This window comes from Roseibium sp. AWQ4_254 (genome assembly GCF_056161025.1).
The window spans coordinates 121,686-144,975 of sequence record NZ_JBSWYH010000011.1 but is presented as its reverse complement, the minus strand read 5'-3'; the positions used below and the strand labels follow the sequence as shown (position 1 = coordinate 144,975).

General features: G+C 60.4%; 19 protein-coding genes. 13 read left to right on the top strand and 6 right to left on the bottom strand.

The window, feature by feature from the left end; all coding sequences use genetic code 11:
* Positions 1–75 precede the first annotated feature (75 nt).
* Positions 76–1,074 (top strand): isopenicillin N synthase family dioxygenase, encoded by a 999-nt coding sequence (locus tag ACXAIC_RS10725; RefSeq protein ID WP_475177662.1) that lies wholly within the window; start codon positions 76–78, stop codon positions 1,072–1,074.
* Positions 1,075–1,146: 72 nt separating this feature from the next.
* On the opposite strand, the gene ACXAIC_RS10720 is transcribed toward ACXAIC_RS10725, so the two are convergent.
* Positions 1,147–2,130 carry an isopenicillin N synthase family dioxygenase gene (locus tag ACXAIC_RS10720; protein WP_475177657.1) on the bottom strand — a complete coding sequence of 328 codons (984 nt, stop codon included), beginning with the start codon at positions 2,128–2,130 and terminating at the stop codon, positions 1,147–1,149.
* Positions 2,131–2,377: 247 nt separating this feature from the next.
* On the opposite strand from ACXAIC_RS10720, the gene ACXAIC_RS10715 reads away from it, so the two are divergent.
* The 3 genes from ACXAIC_RS10715 to ACXAIC_RS10705 all read left to right on the top strand — a co-directional run bounded on the left by ACXAIC_RS10715 (position 2,378) and on the right by ACXAIC_RS10705 (position 5,311).
* Positions 2,378–2,539 carry a hypothetical protein gene (locus ACXAIC_RS10715; RefSeq protein WP_475177654.1) on the top strand — a complete coding sequence of 54 codons (162 nt, stop codon included), beginning with the start codon at positions 2,378–2,380 and terminating at the stop codon, positions 2,537–2,539.
* A 70-nt stretch (positions 2,540–2,609) separates the two neighbouring features.
* A complete protein-coding gene (locus ACXAIC_RS10710) occupies positions 2,610–4,805 on the top strand; it encodes a glycosyltransferase family protein (RefSeq protein ID WP_475177651.1) in 2,196 nt (731 codons plus the stop codon).
* Positions 4,805–5,311 carry a hypothetical protein gene (locus ACXAIC_RS10705; protein ID WP_475177647.1) on the top strand — a complete coding sequence of 169 codons (507 nt, stop codon included), beginning with the start codon at positions 4,805–4,807 and terminating at the stop codon, positions 5,309–5,311. Before ACXAIC_RS10710 ends, ACXAIC_RS10705 begins: the two co-directional genes overlap by 1 nt.
* 72 nt (positions 5,312–5,383) lie before the next feature.
* Here the strand turns inward: ACXAIC_RS10705 and ACXAIC_RS10700 are convergent, their stop codons facing one another.
* Together ACXAIC_RS10700 and ACXAIC_RS10695 are read right to left on the bottom strand one after the other, a co-directional pair.
* The gene (locus ACXAIC_RS10700; protein WP_475177643.1) at positions 5,384–6,880 is read right to left on the bottom strand and encodes a hypothetical protein; all 1,497 of its coding nucleotides are present in this window, start codon (positions 6,878–6,880) and stop codon (positions 5,384–5,386) included.
* A 3-nt stretch (positions 6,881–6,883) separates the two neighbouring features.
* Positions 6,884–9,019 carry a caspase family protein gene (locus ACXAIC_RS10695; protein WP_475177638.1) on the bottom strand — a complete coding sequence of 712 codons (2,136 nt, stop codon included), beginning with the start codon at positions 9,017–9,019 and terminating at the stop codon, positions 6,884–6,886.
* Positions 9,020–9,389: 370 nt separating this feature from the next.
* On the opposite strand from ACXAIC_RS10695, the gene ACXAIC_RS10690 reads away from it, so the two are divergent.
* The 3 genes from ACXAIC_RS10690 to ACXAIC_RS10680 all read left to right on the top strand — a co-directional run bounded on the left by ACXAIC_RS10690 (position 9,390) and on the right by ACXAIC_RS10680 (position 12,506).
* Complete coding sequence (locus tag ACXAIC_RS10690) at positions 9,390–10,742, top strand: aspartate aminotransferase family protein (protein WP_475177633.1); 1,353 nt, start codon at positions 9,390–9,392, stop codon at positions 10,740–10,742.
* Positions 10,739–11,827: an anhydro-N-acetylmuramic acid kinase gene (locus ACXAIC_RS10685; protein ID WP_475177629.1), complete on the top strand. Its 1,089-nt coding sequence runs from the start codon at positions 10,739–10,741 to the stop codon at positions 11,825–11,827. Before ACXAIC_RS10690 ends, ACXAIC_RS10685 begins: the two co-directional genes overlap by 4 nt.
* Positions 11,828–11,888: 61 nt before the next feature.
* Positions 11,889–12,506 (top strand): GntR family transcriptional regulator, encoded by a 618-nt coding sequence (locus ACXAIC_RS10680; RefSeq protein ID WP_475177624.1) that lies wholly within the window; start codon positions 11,889–11,891, stop codon positions 12,504–12,506.
* A 6-nt stretch (positions 12,507–12,512) separates the two neighbouring features.
* Here the strand turns inward: ACXAIC_RS10680 and ACXAIC_RS10675 are convergent, their stop codons facing one another.
* Positions 12,513–12,929, bottom strand: coding sequence for an MAPEG family protein (locus tag ACXAIC_RS10675; protein ID WP_475177621.1), 417 nt, complete (start codon positions 12,927–12,929; stop codon positions 12,513–12,515).
* Between the two features lie 191 nt (positions 12,930–13,120).
* Positions 13,121–14,515 (bottom strand): L-serine ammonia-lyase, encoded by a 1,395-nt coding sequence (locus ACXAIC_RS10670; protein ID WP_475177618.1) that lies wholly within the window; start codon positions 14,513–14,515, stop codon positions 13,121–13,123.
* A gap of 281 nt (positions 14,516–14,796) precedes the next feature.
* Here ACXAIC_RS10670 and kynU point away from each other — a divergent pair, with 281 nt between their 5' ends.
* Entirely contained in the window at positions 14,797–16,017 is a 1,221-nt protein-coding gene (gene kynU, locus ACXAIC_RS10665; protein ID WP_475177613.1) for a kynureninase, read from the top strand.
* Between the two features lie 10 nt (positions 16,018–16,027).
* On the opposite strand, the gene ACXAIC_RS10660 is transcribed toward kynU, so the two are convergent.
* Positions 16,028–18,115 carry a putative bifunctional diguanylate cyclase/phosphodiesterase gene (locus ACXAIC_RS10660; protein ID WP_475177609.1) on the bottom strand — a complete coding sequence of 696 codons (2,088 nt, stop codon included), beginning with the start codon at positions 18,113–18,115 and terminating at the stop codon, positions 16,028–16,030.
* 492 nt (positions 18,116–18,607) lie between these two features.
* Here ACXAIC_RS10660 and ACXAIC_RS10655 point away from each other — a divergent pair, with 492 nt between their 5' ends.
* The 5 genes from ACXAIC_RS10655 to ACXAIC_RS10635 all read left to right on the top strand — a co-directional run bounded on the left by ACXAIC_RS10655 (position 18,608) and on the right by ACXAIC_RS10635 (position 23,234).
* Positions 18,608–19,378: an ABC transporter ATP-binding protein gene (locus ACXAIC_RS10655; protein ID WP_475177605.1), complete on the top strand. Its 771-nt coding sequence runs from the start codon at positions 18,608–18,610 to the stop codon at positions 19,376–19,378.
* Positions 19,375–20,082 (top strand): ABC transporter ATP-binding protein, encoded by a 708-nt coding sequence (locus ACXAIC_RS10650; protein WP_475177599.1) that lies wholly within the window; start codon positions 19,375–19,377, stop codon positions 20,080–20,082. Before ACXAIC_RS10655 ends, ACXAIC_RS10650 begins: the two co-directional genes overlap by 4 nt.
* Positions 20,083–20,088: 6 nt before the next feature.
* Positions 20,089–20,964 carry a branched-chain amino acid ABC transporter permease gene (locus tag ACXAIC_RS10645; RefSeq protein ID WP_475177593.1) on the top strand — a complete coding sequence of 292 codons (876 nt, stop codon included), beginning with the start codon at positions 20,089–20,091 and terminating at the stop codon, positions 20,962–20,964.
* An 11-nt stretch (positions 20,965–20,975) separates the two neighbouring features.
* Positions 20,976–21,941 (top strand): branched-chain amino acid ABC transporter permease, encoded by a 966-nt coding sequence (locus tag ACXAIC_RS10640; protein ID WP_475177588.1) that lies wholly within the window; start codon positions 20,976–20,978, stop codon positions 21,939–21,941.
* A gap of 87 nt (positions 21,942–22,028) precedes the next feature.
* Positions 22,029–23,234, top strand: a complete 1,206-nt coding sequence (locus ACXAIC_RS10635; protein ID WP_475177582.1) for an ABC transporter substrate-binding protein — start codon at positions 22,029–22,031, stop codon at positions 23,232–23,234.
* Positions 23,235–23,290: the final 56 nt, after the last annotated feature.

Below are 23,290 nucleotides of genomic sequence, written 5' to 3'. Positions count from 1 at the left end.
GTCAGCGCCGTTCTGTGAGTTTTCCGCAGAATGCGTGGGTCATTGCTCCTCAACCCTGAGGAAATGAAGAGACCTGTGAGCACTGAGACATCTTATGATCTGGCCGAGCTGGAGAAGGAAAAAGGCATTGGCGGCTATGGCCAGGAGGTCGAGCGGGATGTTCCGCAGATCGACATGTCAGATTTTTTCAGCCGCAAGGACGCGATCACGGAAGAGCTTTGGGAGGCTGCCACCGGGATCGGCTTCTTCCAGCTGGTCAATCACGGCATTCCCCAGTCGCTGATTGATGAGGCGTTTGACCTGTCGGCGGCATTTTTTGATCTGCCCGAAGAGACCAAGGCCCAGTATCCGCTCAAACCGGGCACAAATGCGGGCTGGGAATATATGGCGCAGATCCGCCCGTCCACCGGCACGGCGGACCGGAAGGAAAGCTATCAGATCACCCTGCCGCGCATGAAAGAGTTGTGGCCCACCGGGGAGGAACTGGAGGGTTTCAAGCTCACCATGCTGGCCTTTGAGCGGCACAATTGGGCGCTGGCCATGAAGGTGCTGTCGTGCTTTGCCAAAAAGCTGTCCTTTGCGCCGGACACGTTCACCAATGGCCATGACCCGGAAAAACCGGAATATCAGTCCACCCTGCGTCTGCTGCATTATCTGGGAATGGAAGATGCCAAGCCCGAGGATTTCAAATACTGGCGGGCCGGGGCCCACACGGATTTCGACTGCCTGACCCTGCTGCATCAAAAGGAAGGCCAGGGCGGCTTGCAGCTCTGCCCGGGCAAGGATGAAAAGGGCCGGGCAACAGCCTGGACCGATGTGCCGCCCCTAGGCGGCGTCGTGACCTGCAATATCGGCGATATGCTGATGCGCTGGTCCGATGACAAGCTCCTGTCCAATCTGCACCGGGTGCGCATGCCCAAGCCAGACGAATATCTGGGACCCCGCTATTCCATTGCCTATTTCGCCCAGGCAAACATGGATACGGTTCTGGAAGGGCCGGAGAAAAAATACGAGCCGATGACCGGCCACGACTATATCCAGATGCGCCTTGGCGCGAATTTCGGCAAGAAATAAGCTGGTCTTCAAAAGATCGCATCCGGTTTCCGGCAAAGCGTGCCGGACGCCGGGTGTGTCCTGCGCTATGTATTAGCTGTAGGTGCGCCGGTACATCTCCTGAATATGCTGTGAGACGGTCACCGGCGAGTGGGCCGGTGTCTCTCCCGGGGTCAGGCAGGCCTCGATACAGCGCACTTCGTGATCCGGATTTCCGGTATAGAAAAACGGGATCGAATAGCGCTCGCGTCCGGAGCGGTTGATCACCCTGTGCAGGGTGGAGCGGTAGACCCCATTGGTCCAGCGCTGGATCATGTCCCCCAGATTGACCACATAAGCGCCCTTGACCGGCGGGGCAGGCACAAAGGTGCCTAACGCCTGATCAAAGACTTCAAGGCCACCAATACTGTCTTGCCACAAAAGGGTCAGGCCGCCGAAATCCGTGTGGGCGCCGCACCCCTTTTCGTCCGGCGCGGCCTGGGGCCGCTGCGGCGGATAGTGCAAAAGCCGCAAGGTGCACATGGGGTTGGTGGTAAACCCGCAAAAATAGTCGTCTTTCAGATCCAGCGACAGGGCGAGGGCGCGCATCAGCCGGGTGCCGAGTGCTTCCATCTGCCCGAAATAAGCCTCCGCAGCAGGCCGGAATGCGGCCGGAGCTTCCGGCCACTGATTGGGGCCGTGATTGAACTTTCCGGCCGTTACCCTTGGATCGGTCTGCGGGATGTCGACGCCGATATAATAGCCTTCCTTTTGATCCGGCGGCGCGCCGGGCTCAAGCGTCTGGGCGGCCAGGGGCTCATAGCCCCGGTTGCACGGGGAAAGGCTTTTGCTGACCCGGTTTTTCTCATCTTGCGGAAGCGCAAAAAACGCAGCTGCCGCCTGATGGAGGTCTTCGATAGCCGTCTCCGCGATCCCGTGTCCAGTGACATAGAAGAACCCCTTGTCGAGACAGGCGGCGCGGATCTGCGCTGCAATCTCTTGATCCCGGTCCGCCATGCCGGTGCCAAAACCGGACAGATCGATGAGCGGAAGGCCCGGGTTCGCCGGACCGGTGTCGCTGAACGGGGCAGTCGTCATCTCGGGTCTCCTGATCTGCCTTCAGGAAACAGCTCTTTTCCCGCCCCGAAAAGCTCTGATTTGGCGACAGCCGGCTGCCGAAAAGGCATCGGTGCACGAAAGAGGCCGCAAAAGGACATACCGGCTCTTGCGTGGAGAAGAGCAGAGGGCGGAAAGCCCGGCTTGACGTCTGAAGGCAGGTTGCTCAGGATAATGACGTAGCGTTACGTGTTATACTTCCGATCACTTTTTTCTTGTGGGTTCCAATATGTCTTTTCTGAAACAGGCTCTGGCCTATGGACTGGCTGCGGTGATGACCAGCGCGTGCGGGGTGCTGATCAAAGGGTCGCAGGACCAGGGCGCCTCCAGCCAATCCAGCGACACAATTGCGCGCACCTCCGCGAGCCGCCCCGGCGGCGTATTATACTGAGCATGTCTCTGGCCGTGTCCTGCCGCAAACCCGAGCTGAGGGCCAGGTTTCGTCGCGGTGGTCCCGTGTCGTGACGTTCGACATTCTATATCTGGCGGATCTCCGGTTTCCCGGGGGCACCTCAACGGCTTTGCTATATGAGTTGCGGGCGGCGGCCCGTGCCGGGCTGCGCCTTGGGCTGATCCCGGTTTTTTCGCCGCTGTTGGCAAAGGCCCGCCCGCCTCATGCAAAACTCCTTGCGGAGATCCGGCGGGCCGGTGTCACGATCGTCGAAAAAACGGCTGTGCCGCAGGCCAGGGTCGCCCTGATCTATCATCCAAGCCTTCTCAGCGCGGCACTGCCCTTTGTGCCCAGGTTCCGCGCTGATCTGTGCGCGCTGGTGGCTCATCATCCGCCTCAGGACCGGTTCGGCCAGCCAGCTTATCCTGCCCAGCAGCTTGAGGGACTTGCACAGGATCTGTTCCGGCACGGTCTTACGGTCCTGCCCGTCGGCCCGACCGTGCGGCTCGGGTTCGAGCAACTCGGCCTCGGGCATCTGCTGCACGGCGGCACCTGGTTCAACCTGATCGATGTTGAGGACTTTCCGCGCGCAGCGGCTGGTCCCGTTGACGGGCCGCTCGTCATCGGGCGGCATTCGCGCCCCGAGCTGGAAAAATGGCCCGAGCCGGAGACCGCCCGGAAAGCCTATCCGGATGACCCGCGGTTTCAATTCAGGATGCTGGGCATGGGGCCTCAATATCTGGACCGGTTTGAACCGGTTCCCGGCAACTGGTTCCTGCATCCATTTGGAAGCGTGCCCGTGGACCGGTTCCTGAAGCAGCTTCATGTCTACAGCTATTTTCACAGCCCGGCCTGGATCGAGGCTTTTGGCTATGGCGTTCTGGAAGCGCTGGCCGCCGGTCTTCCGGCCGTCGTCCCGCATTATTTCAAGGACTGGTTTGAAGAGGCTGCGCTGTACAGCACCCCGGAAGCCGCCCCGGATCAGTATGAAGCGCTTTTGGAGGATGCGGAGCAGCGGGCCCGTCAGGGAGACGTGGCCCGGTCCTTTACACAGCAGGCGTTTGGCCTTGACGCCTTCAAGCCAAGATATCTGGAGCTTGTGGGCAAGATGACAGCCGGCAAAGGCGGTGTTGGTGCTGCCCGGACTATCAGCGCCAAACGGCAGCCCGTGGTTCTGGTCGTAACAAGCAACGGCGTCGGGCTGGGGCATCTGACGCGCCAGCTGGCGATCGCCCAGGCCTTCGGCCCTCAGGTGAAAGTGGTGTTTTTCTCCTTGTCGGAAGCGGTGACCGTTGCTCGGAAAATGGGATATCTCGTCGAGTTCCGGCCTTTTCACCGCCGCCTGAAATCCAATGTGGAAGCCTGGAACAGCTTCTTTTATGAGGAGTTGCGCGACGCGCTCGGGTTCTATCAGCCGGATCTGGTCATCTTTGACGGCAATACTCCCTATCAGGGGCTATTAGAAGCGGTTGAAGCCTATCAGGAGGCGCCGAGCGTCTGGGTCCGCAGGGGGCTTTGGCGCCATCCTGCCCCGGAGGTTTCCTCCCGGGGCAACCGGTTCCATCTGGTGATCGAGCCTGGCGAGATGGCTGCCGCAGCTGATCCCAAACATGCTGATGCCGGGCTGGATCATGTGGTGCGCGTGGCACCGGTGCTGCTGTCCGATGCCAGCACCGCGTTTTCCCGGGTCACAGCGCGCAAGCTGCTCGGGCTTCCGGAAGACGCCCTTGCTGGTCTGGTTCAATTGGGGGCGGAACAGAATTTTGACATGGGCGTTGTCCGGAAAACGGTCCTTTCAGTTCTTGCCCGCAGCACCGGCTGCCATCTTGTTGAAGCCCGCTCTCCCATCAGTCAGGCAGGAGACACATCAGCCCACGAGCGGCATCACATTCAAAGGTTGTTTCCTCTCGGCCGGTATCTGAATGCGTTCGACTTTGCGGTGACGGCCGCAGGCTACAATTCCTTCCACGAAAACCTGGCGGCTGCACTGCCAACGGTGTTCGTGCCCAACACCGCTCCGGAAATGGACCTGCAGGAAACGAGAAGCGCATTTGGAGCGCAGGCAGGACTGTGTCTGAGCGCAAATGCCTTTGACCCCTATGGCCTTGAGATCTGCCTGCGTCAGATCCTGACAGAGTCTGTGCGGGACGAGATGCGTGCCACCTGCCGGGGCCGGGCGCAGGACTGGCAGGGCGCTGCCGAAATTGCCGGGCATGCAGCCCTTCTGGCACGATTGCCCGCACCAGAGCCTGGCGGGGCAGCATAATGCGTTTTTTCAACTGGCTCCGGGACAAGGGACTGACAGTTGCCCTTCTTGTTTATGGCCGCTGGACCGCGGGCCGGAAAAAACAGGCCTTGCTGCTTGCGGACCCGGCCCGGCCCAAGCCGGTGGCCCTTGTCTGGGCGCTCGGCATCGAGGAAGACACGCGGGACCGCAAACTGGACGGGATGTCTGCCACCCTGCAAGCCTTTTCGACCGTCGTCGTGGTGTGTGACACCACCGGTTTCTCGCCGGTCTTGCGCAAGGGATATCTCGTGGAGGTAGTGCCGGCGCCGCAGGAACAGGCCATTCATATGAGTGATGGTGCGTGGCGGCTCTATCTTGAACGGCGCTTCGGCCGCATGCGCAAGAACTGGGCGCCTGATTTTGAGTTCTTTGCCGGGGAAGGGCCGGACCGGTTTCTGGACCGGGTGGGGGCGCAGACCGCAAAGAACCGGCCAGTCCCTGATCCGTCAGACGACTTGGACAGTTTCCTGGAACAGGCGCCTTAAAGCCAACCGCGTATCATCGGGTTTGCCTTTTGCTGCCTGAAATCAGAGATGTCACCGCAAAAGACAAAGGGGTTAAAATGCGGATGAACGCGGCACGCTCCTGGTCAGACAGCGGGCCTTGTCGACAAAGGGCTGCAGACTTCCCAGCTCGACAAAGGGACTGGTGAGCCGCTGATCGGCGAGCACCTCCAGAAAGGCACCATGCTCCGGATGGGTGGCCTCGCAGACACTCATCTGTTTGAAGGTGGCCGCGTCAAACGTGCCCCAATTGCGGAGCCTCAGAAAATAGACCCCGTTGGCGCCAACATGCTGCGCCAGGCTGACAAAGGCGGGGATCTCGGCATAGTTGCTTTGCTGGACCACAAAATCCAGCCGCAGTTTGCCATACGCCCCGGCCCGGCGCAGGTCTCCCAGAAAACGGAGATTGGCCAGGAGCTGGTCAAAGCGGCCGCCCCTGCGGACGCTGGCATAAGTGTTGGCGCGGGCTGCGTCGATGGAGATCCAGATGCTGTCAACATGTCCCCAAAGATCGAGCCTGTTCCAGGTTGCCTCGTCCAGAAGCAGGCCATTGGTGTGCAGTTGCAGCCGTTCCTTGCGGGAATTGGCTGCCGTGAAATGCTTCAGAAAATTCAGGAAATGCCGGCTGGCGAAGGGATCGCCGGAGCCGGTGACCTTGATTTTTGAGGCCTTCGACAGAAAATCGGCATAGCGTCCATTCACAAGATCATCCAGCTTTTCGGCTTCGGCCTTCTTCAGTTGAAGAACGTCTTTCCGGCAGCTCGGGCAGGACAGGTTGCAGCTCCGGTCATGGGACAGGATTGCCCGTTTGGGCGTGGCCGCCATTTCAAGGGCGGGGCGGAGCTCTGGCCTGTGCGTTCTGACAGTCTCCAGCGGGCGTGTCTCGCCGGGGCCTGTTTCCGGAAGGACTTTTTCCGAAAGGCGCCGTCCGCTGATCATGGGGCAGTGCCAGCGGCTGCAATAGCTGTAATCCCCTTCCAGTATGGAGCGGCGGATTTCCTGAGCGGTTGGAGAGTTCCAGGCCTCCAGCGGTGTCTGGTCGAGGGTTCCGATCGGAACGGGCTGCCAGGCCGAACAGCAGAAATGAACCGCCCGGTTGGAGCGGGTTTCGATCTGTTCGAAGGGCGCCGGGCAAAACCGGCCTTTCAGCCATTGGTCCACCGGCAGCTCAAGATGGTTTTGCCGGGCGTCCGCCGCATCCGCCAGACGCTGGGCGGCAAGGTCATGGTGGTCCAGGTCATTGACAGAATTTGCCAGCGTCCGTGCGGTCTGCCACAGACCGGCCCGCAAGGCACTGAAAGCACCGGCATTCAGCGCTGTGAGCGTGGCCGGTCCGGCGTTGTCCTGAAGCCAGGTCAGGAACGGTTCCAGGTCCGGCCCGCTGAAGGTCTGACCGATCTGATCGGCCAGATCCGATAGCCTGTCGAGGGCCGAAGCCGCGCCCGTCTTGGGAAAACGCCTTGCCTTCAGATAGGCCGGGTGCTCCTTGTCCAGATCCTCCAGCAGCGCCTTGTACCGGGACTGAAGAGAGGGCTGAGGGGCAGGGGGCATCGCTCAAAGCCCGTTGAGCTGGAGCTGCTGCTCGATGCGTTTTTCCACCTCGGCAATCTGGCCGCTGCTCAGGCTGGACTTGAGCGCTTCGACCTCTTCCGGGGCCTTTTTGTATTTCTTCAGCTCCGCGATGCGGAAATGGAAATAGGCTTCTGTCAGGTCCTTCTTGACGATCTTGCCGTCCCTGTAGACCCGGCCCAGTTCAAAGTTTGCCTGGTTGAAGCCCCGGTCTGCGGACAGGGTCAGCAGCTCCAAGATCCGGGTCTTTCCTGTCTTGTCCGGCTTTTGGCCCATCAGGTCCTTTGCCAGAAAATAGGGGGAGAACCGGTCACCGGCCTCAATCGCACGGGTGAGCCAGAGGTGGCCTTGTTGCCGGTCCTTGTCCAGACCCCAGCCATTCAGATAGCTGCGGCCGAGACTGTTCATCGCTTCCCGCTGGCCGTTTTCGGCCGCAAGGCGGTAAAGGGCGGCCGAGGCGCTGTAATTCTGCTCGACGCCGATGCCTTTTCGGTAAAGATCGGCAAGTGCATTTTGCGCATTGACCCAGCCCATGGCGGAGGCCAGCCGATACCATAAAATGCCTTCATCCGGCCGTTTCGGCGCTCCGCGGCCCTTGATATAAAGCGTGCCCATATTGGTGCGGGCGCGCAGGTTCCCGAGTTTTGCAGCCTTCAGGTAATAGTCCCGCGCCTTGTCGTAATCGACCTCGCGGCCCCGGCCCGCATAATGCATGTAGCCGAGATGGGTGAGCGCTGCGGAATAGTTCTGCTCGGCTGCCAGATTGTAGAACACACGGGCCCATTCATATTGTTTGGCCACATCCAGAACGCGGCCGAGCTGGAATTGCAGACGCGGATTTCCAGGGTCTGCCACAAGGGCAAAGCCGCAATTGACCGCCGCGTCGCGGATATTGACGAGGCCGTCGCGGATGGAAGGGGCAACGCGCTGTGGGTCGGCCGGCTGGGCCGCCAGCAGGTCGCACAGGGTGACGGTTGTCTTCAGGCCCCCGGCCGCATCGGGCAGATCCTGGGGCCAGAGGCGGAACAATTCGGCCGGAATGTTGCTCTGCGGCTGGAAGGTGAGTTTTTCAAGGCGCTTTTTCCGGGCCCGGTCCAGAACAGCCTGCTGGCTGTTGTCCTCGGCGTCGAAACTGACTGAAAAGGCGGACCGTGAGGCCTGCTGGCCGCCGGTTTCAAGTCCGCGCATGAGAGAGCGGGCGTCCCCCGCATGGCGGCTGGCGGGAAAGGCTTTGACAAACCGCTGAAGCTCTTCCTTGGTGCTGTATTTGCTCAGGAAGTGCCACAAGACGGCGTCAAGGTCGCGCTCGCCCGCCTTGACGACGGCGTCGTCCGGCTGCTGCACGGTTGCACCTTTCAGAACATGTTCCTTTTCCACCGACCCGATCACCCAGGGGATCTGCAGGCCATCGGTTGAAACGCGCACCTGCTGCCGTACTTTCCGGAATATCGAAAACAGCGACGCATCGGCGTCCTGAAACGCCCGGCTGAGGGCGATCGCATAAGGCCCGTTGGTGCCGGCCGGACCATCCAGGGCCAGCTTGCCGGCGCTGGTGGAAAAGGCCAGCAAGGTTTCCTCGCCGCCAGCTTCCGAATAGGACAACCCGGCCTGGAATTTCGGGTCAAGGTCGGAAAAGGGATCGTCCCGGCACGCATCAATGATGATCAGCCGCAGGCCGCCCTCCGGACCGGTGGAGGCCGCGTCGATCACATTGCGCAGCTGGACGGCCTTGGCATTGACGGACTCTGCCGAGCTTGTGTCCACATCCACGGCCAGAAGCTGGTTCTGGCCCTGAACCTGAAATCCGTGACCGGCAAAATAGAAAACGGCGACTTCCGCGCCGTCGAAGGTCTCGTCCATTCTCCTGATGAGTTCGCTGAATTCATCCTTGGACAGATCGAAGAAGAGGTTCACCTCAAAATCAGCCTGGACCAGGACTTCCGCGACAAGTGCTGCGTCGTTGGAGGCGTTCGCCAGAGGGGACGAGGAATAATTGTTGTTGCCGACCACAACGGCGATCTTGCCGGTGGCCGCTTGCGCGATGGCCGCCGGAAACCCTGCCAGACCGCTGGTCAGAGCAAAAACACTGGCGAAGAAAAACGATTTGAGACCAATTTTCATCCGGGCTGCCCATTTTTGAAGAAAAGCAAGTTGAAGTTCAGAAAAGGGTCGTAAATATGGTGGCATTGGACCTGATTTCCGCTACGTCGGCAAGAAATTGATGCGTGCGCTGCCATGAGTTGTCCAAGCACCGGAAAATCCTCATTGTATTGGCGCCGGAGCGGTTCTAGGGTGGGAAGGCTCAAGGCTGAGCTGTCAGCTGCTGGAAAGGTCACGCCGGTGCGTCCGGGCTGTGGTCCAGAACGGTTTCAAAGCAGCGGAACAGCCCTGTCTTGTAGATCCACTGCCAGACCCGTCCGTCCCCGGCCGAAACAGCGGGGCAGCTTGTGGTCTGGTCCTTCCGGTCTGCACAGTTTCCAAGAGGCGTTTCATGGCGCAATTGCCGAATTCACTCGAAGCCCGCGATATCGCTTTTCAGCTTCATTCTTATTCCGATGCCCGCCGTCAGGAAGAAAACGGCGCCCTGATCATTGAGAAGGGCGAGGGCATCTATGTCGAGGATCTCAGCGGCAAGCGCTATATCGAGGGCATGGCCGGACTGTGGAGCGTCGCGGTCGGCTTTGGTGAAAAGCGCCTTGTCGAGGCCGCAACCCGCCAGATGGAAAAGCTGCCCTACTATCACACCTTCACCTACAGAAGCCACGGCCCGGCCATCGAGCTGGCCGAAAAGCTGATCGGCATGGCGCCGGTGCCCATGTCCAAGGTCTATTTCACCAATTCCGGATCAGAGGCCAATGACACGGCGATCAAGCTGATCTGGTACCGCTCCAACGCCTTGGGCCAGCCACAGCGCAAAAAGATCATCTCGCGCATGCGCGGGTATCACGGGGTGACACTGGCCTCTGCCAGCCTCACAGGCCTGCCCAACAACCACAAGTCTTTCGATCTGCCGCTGCCGCAGATCCTGCACACGACCAGCCCGCACTACCGCACCATGAAGACGGAGGGCGAAAGCGAGGCGGATTTTGCAAAACGCTGCGCACAGGATCTGGAGGATATGATCCTGGCCGAAGGGCCGGAGACCATCGCCGCTTTTTTTGCCGAACCGGTCATGGGCGCAGGCGGGGTGGTGGTGCCGCCGGAGGGCTATTGGGAAGCGGTTCAGCCGGTCCTGAAAAAATACGACATCCTGTTTGTCGCCGACGAGGTGATCTGCGGCTTCGGGCGCACCGGCAACATGTTCGGGACTGAGACTTACAATCTGCAGCCGGACATGATGACCCTGTCCAAGGCCCTGTCCTCGTCCTATCAGCCGATTTCCGCGCTGATGATCAATGACAAGGTCTACCAGCCGATTGCCGATGAATCCCACCGCATTGGTGTTCTGGGCCATGGCTATACCGGCAGCGGCCATCCGGTGGCCGCTGCCGTCGCGCTGGAAAATCTGAAGATCATTGAGGAACGGGAGCTGGTGGCCCATGTGCGCGAGGTTGCACCCGTGTTCCAGAGCCGACTGGCAGGGCTGGCCGAGAACCCTCTGGTGGTGGAAACCCGGGGCATCGGCCTGATCGGGGCGGCCGAGCTCTCCCATCCCTCCCACGCGGACACGCCCGGGTCCCTCGGTGCGAAGGCAAATGGGCTGTTCCAGGAAAACGGCCTGATCTCGCGTGCCATGCTGGACGCGACGGCTTTCTGTCCGCCACTTATCATCACCGAAGCCCAGGTGCATGAGGTGTTCGACATTGCCCAGGACAGTCTGGACAAGGTGGCCGCCAGCCTATGACGGACTGGTCTGTCATCGGCACCATCAGCGGAACCTCCGCTGATGGCATTGATCTGGCGGAAATCGGCACTGATGGCCGGACCGTGAGCCGTTTCGGACCGGCGGAAACGGCAAGCTACCGGGATGACACGCGGCAGCAGGTGCTTGCGGCGGCCCGGCGCATGGGCGAAGGCCGGGAGGCTTGGCCGGCCCTTGGCGTCAGGGTGACAGAGGATCACACAGCAGCCCTGCAGAATTTTCTGTCAAAGCATAAGTTGACGCCGGATCTGATCGTCTTTCACGGCCAGACGGTCTGGCATGACCCGGGCGCTGGGGAGACCGTCCAGCTGGGCGATCCGCAGGCACTGGCCAATGCGCTGGGCGTGCCGGTCATTGGAAATGTCCGGCACGCAGACATGGCGGCGGGCGGTGAGGGGGCTCCGCTGGTTCCCGTCTACCACAAGGCCCTTGCCCGCAGTGTGCTGCAGGAGGGGCACCAGCCACTCTGTTTCCTGAATATTGGCGGGGTGTCCAACCTGACCTTTCTCTGCGGTGACACGCTTCTGGCCTTTGATATCGGCCCGGGAAATGCGCTGTTGGACGACTGGATCCTGGCACATGGGGCGGGAAATTTTGACGACGGCGGGCGGATCGCGCTGAAAGGGCAGGCGGACGAAGCCCGGCTGACAGACGCCCTCAAGCACCCGTTCCTGTCCGCCCCCGGCCCGAAATCTCTGGACCGCTACAGCTTTTCCGCCGCGTTTGCGGAAGGGCTGAGCCTTGAGGACGGTGCGGCCACCTTGCTGGCCTTTACGGTGGAGGCGATTGCGCGGGCGGAGCAGCTCTTGCCTGCGCGCCCGAAGCTCTGGCTGGTTTGTGGCGGGGGACGGCTCAACCCGGTTCTGATGCAGGCGCTGGAGGACAGATTGTCCGGCCAGGTGGGGCCTGTGGACGACTATCAGATCGATGGCGATGCGCTGGAAGCGCAGGCGATGGCGTTTCTGGGCGCGCGCCATCAGGCCGGTCTTCCGGCAACTTTCCCCGGCACCACAGGGGCGGCGCAGCCCGTGATCGGCGGGGTTTTGTACCGGCCCGGCAAAGGCTGAGATGGACCGGTACCCCTTTGGCTCCCTTGCGCAGGGGCGAACTTGCCGGTAACCAGACGAAATGAACGGATCTGAAATCTACAAGCGCCTGATCGGCCTGATCGAAGAGCGGGTCTTGAAACCCGGTGACCGGTTGCGGGAAGCTGAGTTGGCGGAGGAGTTCGGCGTGTCGCGCACGCCGATCCGCGAGGGGCTGAAACGGCTGGAGGCCCAGGGGCTGGCCATTCACGAGCCCAACCGTGGCATGGTCGTGCCGACCCTGGATCATGGCCAGATCAACGAAGTCTATTTCATGCGCGAGGTGCTGGAAGGAACGGCAGCGGGCCTTGCCGCCAAGCATGCCTCCGAGCCGGAAGTCGAGATCCTGCAGGATCTGGTGCGCGCGGACCGGCAGCGCATCGCCGACAAGGACAGCCTTGTGCGCTCCAACCGGGAGTTCCACAGGCGGCTGTGCCTGGCCTCACACAACCGCTATCTTGTGGATCTGATCGAACATCTGCGCCTGTCCCTGATCCTGATGGCCGGAACGACTTTGGACACGCCCGAGCGCCGGGAAACCGCGGTTGAGGAGCATGCGGCCATTGTCACGGCGATTGCCCGGGGCGACAGCGATGCGGCGGAAGCCGCCGCGCGGCTTCATATCGCCCATGCCCACAAGACCCGCCTGCAGCAGATATGACTGTGCTCACACAGGAGCGCCGCTGGTGAAGGCGGCGTCAAGGGCGAGGACAAGATTGGCGAGTGCCGCCACAGACAGCGTGGTGAAGGTCAGGATCATGCCAGCGACTCTGAAGGGCAGCGGTTCCGGATCCTGGCTGACGCTGTAGGCGTGCAGGGAGCGGCCGGTCAGCAGAAGCAGCCCAAGTCCTGCGATGAGCCAGGGCGCAGCGCCCATCAGTTCCAGCATCAGCAGAAGAAGCAGGGCCAGCGGCACATATTCGGCGAAATTGCCATGGGCTCGGATACGCCGTTGCAGCCTCCTGTTGCCGCCGTCTCCAAGGGCAATGCGCTGGGAGTGGCGGATGTTGATCACCCGGCTGCTTAGGAAGATGTAAACAAGGGTCAAAAGACCTGCGGTCAACGGTGTGATGAAAACGGGCAAGGGCTCCTCCGGCGGCTCCTTGGCAATTCCAGTAAATCGGGACCGGTGTTGCCGCCGGAATTGCTCTGACGATCAGTTGAAGCGGAAACAAGACTTGAACGCAAGACTGTCCTGAGCTGGCCGTCCGGATGGGACTTGATCTCGGGATTTTGAGAGCAAATCGCAGGTGACCGGATTTAACTTTCGCAGCATCAGCATTCGACAATATTGACCGCCAGGCCGCCCTGGGAGGTCTCTTTATATTGCTCCATCATGTCCATGCCGGTCTGGCGCATGGTTTCGATGCAGCCGTCCAAAGGCACGAAGTGGGAGCCATCACCGCGCAGGGCGAGGGATGCGGCGGTCACCGCCTTGACGGCCCCAAGGGCATTGCGCTCGATACAGGGCACCTGAACCAGCCCGGCGATCGGATCGCAGGTCATGCCGAGGTGATGCTCCAGCGCAATTTCAGCCGCGTTCTCGACCTGCTCGTTGGTGCCGCCGAGCGCTGCACACAGTCCTGCAGCGGCCATAGCCGAGGCCGAGCCGACTTCTCCCTGACAGCCAACCTCCGCCCCTGAGATCGAGGCATTGGCCTTGATGATGCCGCCGACAGCCGCGGCTGTCAGCAGAAACACCCGTATACCGGCCTGATCAGCACCGGGGCAATGGTCGAGATAATAGCGGGTGACGGCGGGAATGACACCGGCGGCGCCATTGGTCGGGGCGGTGACCACCCGTCCGCCTGCCGCGTTTTCCTCGTTGACGGCCATGGCATAGACCCCGAGCCAGTCCATGACATTGTGCTCAAAGGGCGGTGCGCTGCGGCCTTCCTGGATCAGCTTCTGATAGATGTCAGCCGCACGGCGCTTGACCTTCAGGCCTCCGGGCAAAATCCCGCTCTGGCGGATGCCCCTGTTGATGCAGGCATCCATGGCGGACCAGATCCGGTCGACCTTTTCCTCCACCACTTCGCGCGGGCCGCCCTCGCATTCATTCTGCAGTTTCATCTCGGCAATGGAGAGGCCGGACTGGCGGCCCATCTCCAGCATTTCCTTGGCCGAGGCAAAGGGAAACGGGACCTTTTGGACCGCCAGTTCATTGACCGGCTCATTTGTGGTCCGGCGGAGCTCGGCCTCGCTGACCACAAAGCCGCCGCCAATGGAATAATAGACGAACGTGTCCACCAAACCACCCGTGTCGTCCAGAAGCTGAAAGGTCATGCCATTGGCATGGAGCGGCAGCGGCGGACCGTAGTCGAAAATGATGTCCTGCTTCGGATCAAAGTCCAGCTCCGGCAGGCCCTGGATCTGGAGTTTGCGGACCTTGTGAAGGCCGGCCAGCATCGGTCCGGCAGCGTCCGGGTCGAGCGTGTCGGGTTTCGCCCCCAAAAGCCCTAGGCAGACAGCGCTGTCGGTGGCGTGCCCCTTGCCGGTAAAGGCAAGCGAGCCGTGCAGGGTTACCGTGAGCCGGGAGGCCTTGAACTGCGCTCCGGCCAGACCGCGCGCCCGATCCAGATAGGTGTGAACGGCCACCATAGGGCCGACCGTGTGTGAGCTGGACGGTCCGATGCCGACCTTGAAAATGTCGAAGACGCTGATGAACATGACGTGCGAACGGTCCTGAAACTTTCCTGCCTCGAACTCCTGTCCGGGCTCAGACTACCAGACGCCAAGCTTCAAGGCCGTGATCAAACGGGCTTTTTTGTGCTAATTGCGACATGAGACCCAGATGCGCTTCCTTGGGGGGCTTCCTTTGGGCCGCCTGTGGGGAGGCGGGGAGGAAGCCGCAAGAGACAACCGGAGGGGGAGGAAGCGTGGTTGTTTGCACTGCGTGCCTTTGATAGCGTGCGGCCTCCTTACTCACTGTCACACCACACGGACCTTCCATGACTTCCACGCACCCGGCCGACCTTCAAGACGTGTTGAAACACAAGCGGGACGCTTTCCTGATCCCGGACGGGGTCATATATCTGGATGGCAACTCTCTTGGGGTTCTACCGGCCCATGTGCCGGACCGGGTTGCCAAAGCCGTGCGCGAAGAATGGGGTAACAGTCTGATTCGCGCCTGGAATACCCACAGCTGGATCGATTTGCCCCAGCGCACCGGTGACCGGATCGGCCGGTTGATCGGTGCTCCGTCCGGTACTGTGGTGGCCTGCGACAGCACGTCGGTCAATGTGTTCAAGGTGCTTTCGGCCGCCTTGTCGCTGCGCCCGGAGCGCAAGGTGATCCTGTCGGATAATGGCAATTTCCCGACTGACCTTTATGTGGCCTCGGGCTTGACGGAGCTTCTGGCCCAGGGCCACGAATTGAAGATTGTCGATCCTCAGGAGGTCGAGGCGGCAATCACTGCAGACGTTGCCGTCATGATGCTGACCCAGGTCGACTACAGGACCGGCCGGGTGCACGATATGCAGGCGCTGACGGCCAAGGCGCATGGCGTTGGGGCCATGGCGATCTGGGACCTGGCCCACTCGGCCGGGGCCATTGAGGTGGACCTTTTCGGTGCCAAGGCTGACTTCGCCATTGGCTGCGGCTATAAATACCTCAATGGCGGCCCGGGGGCGCCCGCCTTCCTTTATGTGGCGCCGGACCATCTGGACAAGGTAACATCCCCGCTGACCGGCTGGATGGGGCATGAGGCGCCTTTTGCCTTTGATCTTGACTACCGGCCGGTTGCGGGCATCTCCCGCATGACAGTCGGCACACCCGCCATTCTGGCCCTCTCCAGCCTTCATGCCGCCTTGGATGTGTTTGAAGATGTAGACATGGCGCAGATCCGGGCCAAATCCATTTCCTTGAGTGAATTGTTCATTGCGGAAGTGGAGGCCAAATGCCCGCAGCTGACCCTGGCAAGCCCCCGGGATCCGTCCGCCAGGGGCAGTCAGGTGTCGTTCCGCTTCGAGCAGGGCTATGCGGCCATGCAGGCGCTCATTGCACGTGGTGTGATCGGCGATTTCCGGGCACCGGACGTGATGCGCTTCGGCTTCACGCCGCTTTATCTCTCCCATCAGAATATTGTCGATGCGGTTGATATTCTGGCGGAGATCCTGAAGACCGAAAGCTGGAACCGACCTGAATTCATGACCCGCGCCAAGGTCACCTAAGGGTCGCTGCTCAGGATGTCCCGGTCTTTGGGGCAACGGCCTCGTGGGTGTTTTGAAAAGCTCCAAGCATGGCCAGGAACCGGTCCTCTGTGACCGGTGGGGACAGAATATAGCCCTGATAGTGGCTGCAGCCATTCTCAGCCAGCCAGTTCCGCTGTGCCTCTGTCTCAACACCCTCGGCAACAACGCTCGCATCGAGGGCCTTTGCCAGGGACAGGATCAGTTTCACGATCGCCCCGCCAGAGGCGATATCTTCCATGAACATCCGGTCGATCTTGATACCATCGATCGGGTAGTTGTGGAGATAGGCCAGGTTGGAATATCCGGTGCCAAAGTCATCAATGACGATGCGGTATCCGGTTTGCTTAAGGGCCTTCAGCGTTTCGCGTGCATTCGGGATGTCACCAAGAATGACGGATTCGGTGATTTCCAGCGTGACCTGCGTGGGGTCGCAGCCGCCGGTTTCTGGCAAGGATTGCATCAAACCCAGGAACGGGCCGTCGGAGAGCTGCCGTGGCGACACGTTCAAGGTCAGCGGAAGCGGCGTGGACAGATCTTTCAGCCGCTGCTGAAAGCGGGCGACTTCCCGGGCGGTCCAGGCACCGACCGCGTTGATCAGCCCGGCTTCCTCGGCAATCTTGATGAATGTGTCAGGGCCGATGAGGCCCTGTTCGGGATGCTGCCAGCGCAACAGGGCTTCGCCCGCCACCACCTGGTTGGAGTATGTGCTGGCAATAGGTTGATAGTGAAGAACAAATTCCTCATTCTGGAGGGCGTGCTCCAGATCCTTCTTCAAGGTGCGCTGCCGGTCGCGGAGCAGGCGCATGCTCTCGTCATAGCGTTTGCAGGTGTTTCCAGGGGCCGCCTTGGCCTGATAAAGGGCCAGATCCGCATGGCGCATTAGCTGGTTAATGTCCTGGCCATCGGCCGGATAGTGGACATAGCCGATGCTCAAGCCGATTGTCCGGTGCTTGCCGTCGATCGCATGGGGGCGTGAGAAAGCTTCAAGCAGCGCCTGGCCAAACCAGTCGGGCCTGTCCCTGTCAGGGCGTTCCAGATGGCAGATCAGAAATTCGTCGCCTCCCAGACGGGCAATTTCGTCATGTGGTCCGGCCAGAAGCTTCAGTTCTTCCGCGACGATTTGCAATTGGGCATCACCTGCCGCATGGCCGAAGGAATCGTTGACCTGTTTGAAGTCGTCAAGATCAAACAGGTAGAGCGTTGCCGTCTGCTGTTTCTGCGCCGCTTTCTCCAGCATCTGGGCCAGACGGTCCTGCAGGTAGGTGCGGTTGGACAAACCCGTCAAGGTGTCGTGGCTGGCCAGATATTGCGCCCGTTCCTTGGTCTCATGCAGCTCTGTCACGTCAATTTCGCTGACGAGATAGGCTGGAAGCCCGGTGACGGCATCGTGGCAGGCCCGGATGGTGAGTTCATGCCAGCGCGGGCCGGCCGCGGTCTTCACCTGCGCCACACGCTTTACCATGCCGTTGCGGTCTGCCTTGTCCAGCAGGCCCTGTATGTCCCGCAAGCGCACGAAGCGCTCGTGAAACCTGGTTTCCTGGGACGGGCTGGTCGCACGGGCTGCCGTGTTCCGGTAGAGCGGCTCTCCGCTCTGGGAAAACAGTGAGATCATGACCGTTGTGTGCAGCAGCGCTTCGATGCTCCGGATCGTTTCCGGCTGCTGGGCCTGGTGGTCGCGCGCTTCGCACAGCAGAGCCATTCGGCCATCCCGGAGCCGGATGCCGCTCATCAGCACTTCCATAACCCTCGGTTTGCCTTTTGGATAGAGCGTCCAGACTTCCGAAAACCGCGTGTCCCCCCGGCAGAAATCTTGCTGGTACTGGCGCAGGCGCTGGTCGACGGAGCGGGACATGTCGGCGGACAGGTCCCTTAATTGCAGTTCCTCCAGAGTCTCGGCGTCGAGACTGTCCAGCGCCTTCTTGTTGGCCCACAGATAGCGCTTGTGATCGAAATCGAAAATCCACACAGCCGAATCAAGCCGGTCATAAATGTCCAGCAAAAGTCCGGTTTCCACCTGGCCCTGCGCAAGCAGGGAAGACGGCGCAACCGGGGCCGATGGTTCTATTGGTACAGTCACTTCCGCACGCTTTAACAGTGTTTTCTCCAGAGGAAGGGCCGCGTTTTCTTGGTTTTAATTTTTTTCCAACGCAACGCTCATCGCTCTCTAGTAGCTGAAATTTGAAATCTAAACCAGAATTGATGGTACCGGGTTTATTATATTTTATAAATTCGAATTGATTGAGGATAAGTCATAAATTTATCGTGAAATATACCTAGAGTAATCTGAATTGTGTCGTGCCGCGAATACCAGTATCCCGCGAGAGTGCAAAGAAGCAAATGAGCCGTCCTGCTGAGAACAGTCTGTTTCCAGTACGTGCGGAATTTGAAAAATCTTGCCTTTTTTAAGGTTTGGGCCGGATTTTACCGGTTGCTTGATCTGCGAATGAAGTTAGAAGGTGAGAAAGCTGCGATGTGCGGGCTTGGGAGGCTTGCTTCAGAATGTTCAAAAGAACGGGCGCGGCCAAACGACTGAAGAAAGACCGCTTCCGGGGGGCGGCTAGGAGCATGAATGCTAGAGCTTGACGAGCTCGTCATGGATTTCAGCGGGTTCAGAGCCGTGAACGGCTGCAGTTTCCGCGTTGAAGAAAACAGCATCACTGGCCTGATCGGGCCCAACGGGGCCGGAAAGACTACTCTTTTCAATCTGATTGCAGGCGCCTTGCAACCGACCAGCGGCACGATCCGCTTTCTGGGGGAAGATGTAACGGCGCTGGCCAGCCATCAGCTGTTTCACAAGGGGCTCGTGCGCACGTTTCAGATCCCGCACGAGTTTCACAAGCTAACCGCCCTTGAAAACCTGATGATGGTACCCCCGGCGCAGCCGGGTGAAAGTCTTCTTGCCAACTGGATCTCCTGGAAACGGGTCAAGACGTCGGAAGCGGACGTGGAGCGCCTGGCCTATGAGACGCTGGAGTTTCTGGAGCTGACCCACGTGGCCCATGAGCGGGCGGGCAACCTTTCCGGCGGCCAGAAAAAGCTTCTGGAACTTGGCCGGACCATGATGACTGATGCGAAGCTGGTGCTGTTGGACGAGCCGGCTGCCGGGGTCAACCGGACCTTGCTGCGCAAGCTGGAGGCCAAGATCGCCATTTTGAACAAGGAGCGTGGCTATACTTTCATCCTGATCGAACACGACATGGAAATGATTGAAAAGCTCTGCGCTCCGGTTGTCTGCATGGCCGAGGGCAGGGTTCTGATCGAAGGCGATTTTGAGACCGTGCGCTCCGATCCCCAAGTGCTGGAAGCCTATCTCGGCGAAACCACGGGAGATGCCGCATGACGGCGCTTCTGTCGATGGAACAGCTTACCGGGGGCTATGGGGAAGCGGACATCCTGCAGCAGGTCTCCCTGTCCGTGGCCAGGGACGAGATTGTCGTGATTGTGGGGCCAAACGGGGCCGGCAAATCAACGGCCATGAAATCCGTCTTTGGCCTGTTGATCATCCGGGGTGGCCGGATCCTGTTTGACGGCGACGATATCACCGGCTGGGCGCCCAACAGGATTGTGCAAAGGGGCATCTGCTATGTGCCCCAGGTGGACAACATCTTTCGGGAGATGTCGATCCACGAGAATCTTGAGATGGGTGGCTTTCTGAAAACCGGCGATCTGTCGGCCGCCTATGACCGGGTCTATGAGCTGTTTCCGGATCTGAAGGAACGGCGGAAGACCATGGCGGGCAGCCTGTCTGGCGGCCAGCGTCAGATGGTGGCCATGGGCCGGGCCCTGATGCTGGACCCCAAGCTTCTGCTTCTGGACGAGCCGACCGCCGGTCTGTCCCCGAAATATATGGAACAGATCTTCCAGATCTGCCGGGATGTGCGTGACACGGGCGTTGCCATTTTGCTGGTGGAACAGCACGCCAAGCAGGCTCTGGCCTTTGCCGACCGGGGCTATGTGCTGGCCGCGGGCAAGAACCGCCATGAAGGCACCGGCGCGGACCTTCTGGCCGACCGGGAGGTCGCCGAAATGTTCCTGGGTGGGTGATACGGAATGGATCTTTTCGAACTTCTCAATTTCTATGTGGTGCCGGGCGTCGTGCTCGGGTCCATCTATGCCCTTGGCGCTGTCGGCATCACCCTGATCTTCGCGATCCTGCGCTATGCGCATCTGGCGCATGGGGATCTCGCGACTCTCGGCGCCTTCCTCGCGCTTGCGATTGTGACCGGCCTTGGCGTCTCGCCCTATGTGGCCCTGCCGATTGCGATCCTGGTTACTGCGGGTGTCTCGGTTGGCATCGACAAGGTCTTTTACGAGCATCTGCGCGAGCGGCCAAAGATCGTGACCGTCATGGCGTCCCTTGGCATCGCACTGATGGTCCGTGCTGTGGTGCAGGTCGTTTGGGGTGTCGACACCCAGACTTACACCCGCGGCATTGTGCGCCCGGAGACCTATTTCGGCTTTTTGCGCATCCGGGACCGGGAGCTTTATACGGTGCTGGCCATGGTGGTTCTGGTCGGGGCGCTGCATCTGTTCCTGACCCGCTCCAAATGGGGCAAGGCGATGCGGGCCATGTCCGACAACCCAAATCTGGCGCTTCTGTCCGGCATCGATAATCGCAAGGTTGTCATGCTGACCTGGATCATCGCGGGCGGGCTCTGCGCCGCCTCCGGCTTCTTTCTGGGCATCAACACGGAGCTGAAATCTATGATGGGATGGCACATGCTGCTGCCCATGTTTGCCGCAGCGATCCTCGGCGGGGTTGGCCGGGTGGAAGGTGCTGTTCTCGGCGGCCTGATTGTCGGGATCGCCGAAGAGCTGTCGGTTCTGGTGATCCCGAGTGAATACAAGGCCGCCATGGCCTTTGCGATTTTGCTGTTCATGCTGCTTGTGCGCCCGACCGGGCTGCTCAAGGGCAAGGTGCTTTAGGAGGGCCGGTTATGGAATTTCTGGGTCTCTTGAACTACGCGCTGTTCATGGCGATCTTCATTGGCATCTATGCTTTGCTGGTCCTGGGGCTAAACATCCAGTGGGGCTTTGCCGGGCTGTTCAACGCGGGAATTGCCGGTTTCTTCGCCGTTGGCGCGTATACGTCCGCGATCCTGACCACCGCACCCGCAGACGGGAGGCTTGGCGGGTTTGACCTGCCCATCCTGATAGGCTGGGCCGGCGCCATGGTGGCGGCTGCGCTGGTGGCCTGGCCGATTGGCAAGATCTGCCTGCGTTTCCGCTCCGATTATCTCGCCATTGCCACGATCGGGATCGCCGAAATCATCCGCCTTGTGATCAAGTCCGAACCGGACCTTACCAATGGCGCGCGCGGGATCTCCAGCATTCCCCGCCCAGCCGGGGATCTGGACTATACAGGTTCGCAGATCGCCTATCTGGCCATCGTTCTGGTCGTTCTGATTGCGGTCTATCTTCTGGTCGAGCGCCAGTTCAATGCCCCCTGGGGGCGCATGATGCGCGCTATCCGCGACAATGAGGACGCGGCCAAGGCCATGGGGAAGGATGTGGAATTCCGCCGCCTGGAAGCCTTTATCTTCGGAGCGGCACTCATGGGCCTTGGCGGGGCGCTGTTTGCCCATTTCAACCGCTCGATCACGCCGGAAGCCATCGATCCGATGGTGGCGACCTTCCTGATCTGGATCATGCTCATTCTGGGCGGGTCGGGCAACAACCGGGGCGCCATTGTGGGCGCGGCGGTGGTTTGGATCATCTGGTCCGTTTCAGAGATTGCAACCGACCAGCTTCCGCATGAATATGCGGTTCAGGCGAAATATATCCGCTTGTTCCTGATCGGCCTGATGTTGCAGCTTGTGCTGCGGTTCCGGCCCGAGGGCCTTCTTCCCGAACCGCTGCGGGGAGACGGGCGGGTGACAAAATCGGGAGCGGACCGGTCCTAGGCCCGCCCTGTGACCCCGTGTTTTTGAAATGCGGGATCAGCTCTTTCAAAACCCGGCAAAGACGGGACCAATGAGGAGGTAGTTCTGATGAAAACCAAGTTTCTTGCGCTGGCCGCAGGTCTGATGACCGCAACGGCCCTGGCATCCGTTCCAGCAAAAGCTGATGTGACCATCGGTCTGCTGGGCGGCATTTCCGGCCCGATTGCCGCAATGGCTCCGGCCATGATCGACGCGGCCCAGCTTGCCGTGACCCAGGTCAATGAGCAAGGCGGCATCGGCGACAATGAAAAGCTGGTCGGGGCAGTCGGCGACAGTGCCTGCAACCCGCAAGGCGGCACGGATGCGGCCACCAAGGCGGTCAATATTGAAGGTGCCATTGGCATCGTTGGCCCCCATTGTTCCGGCGCAGTTCTGGCTGCGGCCGGCACCGTCAGCATCCCGGCAGGCATTGCCCTGATCACGCCGTCCGGCACGTCCCCGGAAATCACCGGCCTTGACGACAAGGGCACCGTGTTCCGGACTGTTCCGTCCGACGATTACCAGGGCCGTGCTCTGGCGCGCACGCTGAAGGACCGGGGCTATGGCAAGGTTGCTGTTGCTTATCTCAACAACGACTATGGCACCGGCCTCGCCAATGCGTTCAAGTCGGAATATGTCGATGAGCTCGGCGGCGAAATCACCCAGTTTGCGGCCCACGAGGAAGGCAAGGCGTCTTACCGCTCCAACCTGGCAGAACTCGCCAAGGGCGGCGCCGACACGCTGGTGATCTTCGACTATGGCGACGGTACCGGCCTGACCATTCTGCGTCAGGCGCTGGAGAACGGTTTCTTTGAAAAATTCGTCGGTGGTGACGGCATGAAGTCCGACGCGGTAATCGATGAACTGGGCGCTGAAAACCTGACCTCCTTCGTGGCCTCGTCCCCGGTCGGGGAAAAGTCCAACGCGCTGGATATTTTCAACGAAGCCTTCAAGGCCTCCGGCGGCGACCCGGATGCGATCTTTGCCAACACGTCCTATGACGCCGCTTTCCTCATGGCACTGGCTATCGAAAAGGCTGGCGGCAAGAAGGATGCAGTGGCAGCGGCTGTGAGCGAAGTCTCCAACGGCGAAGGCGAAGCCATCCTGCCGGGCGAATGGAAAAAGGCGAAAGAGCTGATCGCAGCCGGTAAGGCCATCGACTACAAAGGCGCTTCCGGCGACCTGAACTTCGACGCGAATGGCGATGTGCCTGGCACCTATGCCCTGTTTGAAGTCGGCTCCGACGGCTATGAAGTTATCGCTGAAATGAAGTAATACGCCTCTCTTGGCGAGACCCGTTCAAAGACCGGCGGTCCGCAAGGGCCGCCGGT

Coding starts and splice junctions, on each gene's coding strand:
- ACXAIC_RS10720 (WP_475177657.1), bottom strand. CDS start 2,130: ATGACGACTGCCCCGTTCAGCGACACCGGTCCGGCGAACCCGGGCCTT.
- ACXAIC_RS10715 (WP_475177654.1), top strand. CDS start 2,378: ATGTCTTTTCTGAAACAGGCTCTGGCCTATGGACTGGCTGCGGTGATG.
- ACXAIC_RS10705 (WP_475177647.1), top strand. CDS start 4,805: ATGCGTTTTTTCAACTGGCTCCGGGACAAGGGACTGACAGTTGCCCTT.
- ACXAIC_RS10700 (WP_475177643.1), bottom strand. CDS start 6,880: ATGCCCCCTGCCCCTCAGCCCTCTCTTCAGTCCCGGTACAAGGCGCTG.
- ACXAIC_RS10695 (WP_475177638.1), bottom strand. CDS start 9,019: ATGAAAATTGGTCTCAAATCGTTTTTCTTCGCCAGTGTTTTTGCTCTG.
- ACXAIC_RS10690 (WP_475177633.1), top strand. CDS start 9,390: ATGGCGCAATTGCCGAATTCACTCGAAGCCCGCGATATCGCTTTTCAG.
- ACXAIC_RS10685 (WP_475177629.1), top strand. CDS start 10,739: ATGACGGACTGGTCTGTCATCGGCACCATCAGCGGAACCTCCGCTGAT.
- ACXAIC_RS10680 (WP_475177624.1), top strand. CDS start 11,889: ATGAACGGATCTGAAATCTACAAGCGCCTGATCGGCCTGATCGAAGAG.
- ACXAIC_RS10670 (WP_475177618.1), bottom strand. CDS start 14,515: ATGTTCATCAGCGTCTTCGACATTTTCAAGGTCGGCATCGGACCGTCC.
- kynU (WP_475177613.1), top strand. CDS start 14,797: ATGACTTCCACGCACCCGGCCGACCTTCAAGACGTGTTGAAACACAAG.
- ACXAIC_RS10655 (WP_475177605.1), top strand. CDS start 18,608: ATGCTAGAGCTTGACGAGCTCGTCATGGATTTCAGCGGGTTCAGAGCC.
- ACXAIC_RS10650 (WP_475177599.1), top strand. CDS start 19,375: ATGACGGCGCTTCTGTCGATGGAACAGCTTACCGGGGGCTATGGGGAA.
- ACXAIC_RS10645 (WP_475177593.1), top strand. CDS start 20,089: ATGGATCTTTTCGAACTTCTCAATTTCTATGTGGTGCCGGGCGTCGTG.
- ACXAIC_RS10640 (WP_475177588.1), top strand. CDS start 20,976: ATGGAATTTCTGGGTCTCTTGAACTACGCGCTGTTCATGGCGATCTTC.
- ACXAIC_RS10635 (WP_475177582.1), top strand. CDS start 22,029: ATGAAAACCAAGTTTCTTGCGCTGGCCGCAGGTCTGATGACCGCAACG.